This is a genomic window from Gordonia jinhuaensis, from assembly GCF_014639795.1.
Lineage (GTDB): Bacteria > Actinomycetota > Actinomycetes > Mycobacteriales > Mycobacteriaceae > Gordonia_B > Gordonia_B jinhuaensis.
Genome location: NZ_BMGC01000083.1, coordinates 1 through 2,109 on the forward strand (window position 1 = coordinate 1; position 2,109 = coordinate 2,109).

2 protein-coding genes are annotated in these 2,109 nt (G+C 61.0%); both read left to right on the forward strand.

What is annotated here, in order from left to right:
• Positions 1-320 precede the first annotated feature (320 nt).
• Complete coding sequence (locus IEW22_RS19690) at positions 321-626, forward strand: DUF2563 family protein (RefSeq protein WP_229742934.1); 306 nt, start codon at positions 321-323, stop codon at positions 624-626.
• A 3-nt stretch (positions 627-629) separates the two neighbouring features.
• On the forward strand, positions 630-1,640 hold the full coding sequence (locus IEW22_RS19695) for a putative alpha/beta hydrolase (RefSeq protein WP_373284264.1): 1,011 nt from the start codon (positions 630-632) through the stop codon (positions 1,638-1,640).
• Positions 1,641-2,109: the final 469 nt, after the last annotated feature.

The window sequence follows — 2,109 nt, forward strand, 5'->3', positions numbered from 1 at the left end:
CGACACCACATCCGACAACCGACGATCCGACTCCGGCTTCACCCACCCAGCACGAGGCATACACCTAAAACTACACGCATGTAACCTTAACTGAACGGTATTGGACTTAGACCCAGGTTTGTGACCACTCTCCGCACTTCGAACGAACCCGGCTCCGCAGGTATACACCGTTCAAGGCCGCAATCGCCTCGACGTGGCTGCGAACATCTCACGCCTGAGAACGTCGCTGCTGGCGTGTCAGCCGCGTTCACCACGCGTTCGGCCACGGAGCCAAGACCTTGCCCGGCGTGGGATAGAGTTTCCGGAAGGAGGTTGGAAAGATGCTGCTCGACCCCGACTCAGTCGAACGCGGAAGCCGCCGGGCATTGGAATCGGCAGAGTACGTAGCTGAGGCGACGAAGCGCCTCGACCGCGCGGAGATCGAGAGCGGCCTTTTTGGCGCGATGTCAACCGGCGGTGACGCCGTTTCGCTGATGAGAGACGTGCACGCAAACCACAGCCAAGGGCTTCGAGCCCACGCCGAGGCTGTCGGTGCCATCGCTTCGCACGCGACCTCGACGGCGGCTTCGATCCAGGCGCAGGACCAGGCTAATCGGCAAGGCATCTCTGAGACGGGCCTGCGCTGACCCATGGCTCGTCCCCGACTCTCTCACTTGTCCTTGTCTGAGCTGATCGCAGTCGCTGGAGTCGATCCGTGGGATCTGGACGACAAACTCTCCCTGGGTCGGCCCGCTGACATCGACGCGCTGGCGAACGCATATCACTCGGCAGGTTCGCACGTCGGCGAAGCAGACGCCGTCTTTGCACAAGCGCGCGATCACTTTCGAGGTGCTTACCGAGCGCACGGCACAGATGACACCATAAACGAGTCGAGTGAGGTCCGCTCCGTTACCAGGAAGTACAAGCTGAAGACGGACCAACTCAAGCAGATCGGTACCGATCTGGAGCAGATCGCGGGCGCCCTAGCCGATTCCCAGAACGCAGCACGCGGAGCCGTCGCCACACTCAACAGTTCGCTCGAGCAATATGACGAGGTTGCGGGATCAGCGGAGCTGACCAACGCTCAGCTGGACAATATCAAGCGCCAGGCCGAGGAAGAACTTGCCGCAGTCGGCCACCAAGTCAAGTCCGCCTATGACGCGTACGAGAGAATGTTGATCGAGCGCATGCGCGATATCCGCGATCACGGGGACAAGTCGGAAGGCGACGCCAAGAACAACCCGTACGCAGGCCCTGCCGAGGGAATTGCGGCTGGGATAATGGAGGATGCCGCAAACAGCGTCCGCGGGCTCGGTGAGAGCCACGCGCGCCATTCCGCGGTCGCTCTTTCCGACGGAGAACGCGCGCTGCTGATCCGCGGCGGGAAAGTCGTCGCACGCGCTGGCGTCATTTCTGATCTGGCCATAACCTCGTTCGATTCGTACCGCGACTGGCACGACGGCAACGCGTCATGGGAGCAAGCTGTCGGAGAAGGCGTTGGCTCTGTCGCAGGCGGAGCCGCGGCGGGGGCACTCACGGGCGCAGCGGTTGGTTCGTTCGCCGGCCCGATCGGTACCGCAGTCGGGGCCGGTATCGGGGCCTTTGCGGGCAGCACTCTCGGAAAGAGCCTCGGGAAAGAGATTGGGGGGTGGTTCGACTGAGTAAACCTCGCCATTCCGGAAAGACAAGTTGGCACACGCTACTCAACGTACGGTGGTTCGACGATCCGCGAATCGCTGTGCTCGTCTTTCTATCTGGAGTCGTCCTCGGGCTTTTGGTCGCCGTCGGCGTCTGGAGTCTCTTCTCATGACTGAATCCTCAATAACTATTTCTCCTCAGAGCGTTCTCATCGATGACCGTGCAATCGAGACGTTTATTGTTGATCTAGACCGTTTGAAGGGCGTCTCAGTGCCGGACGGATGGCAACGCGTCCCCGACAGAGATCTACCCATGACCACTGCGGCAGCGGTCGGCCACCCAGCCAGTGCCGGATCCGGTTTCGTCGCTACATCGCTGGTACAGGCACTAGTATCTCGTGTCGTTAGTTAGTTAATGGTTGGGGGTTTGAGATACTCGGCTATGGCGAATTCTCCGGCTCCCGCTCTGGGCCTGCGTGATGGCGATGCTGCC

Excerpts from the sequence above, each read along its gene's own strand:
- IEW22_RS19690 (WP_229742934.1), top strand. The coding sequence starts at position 321 with ATGCTGCTCGACCCCGACTCAGTCGAACGCGGAAGCCGCCGGGCATTG.
- IEW22_RS19695 (WP_373284264.1), top strand. The coding sequence starts at position 630 with ATGGCTCGTCCCCGACTCTCTCACTTGTCCTTGTCTGAGCTGATCGCA.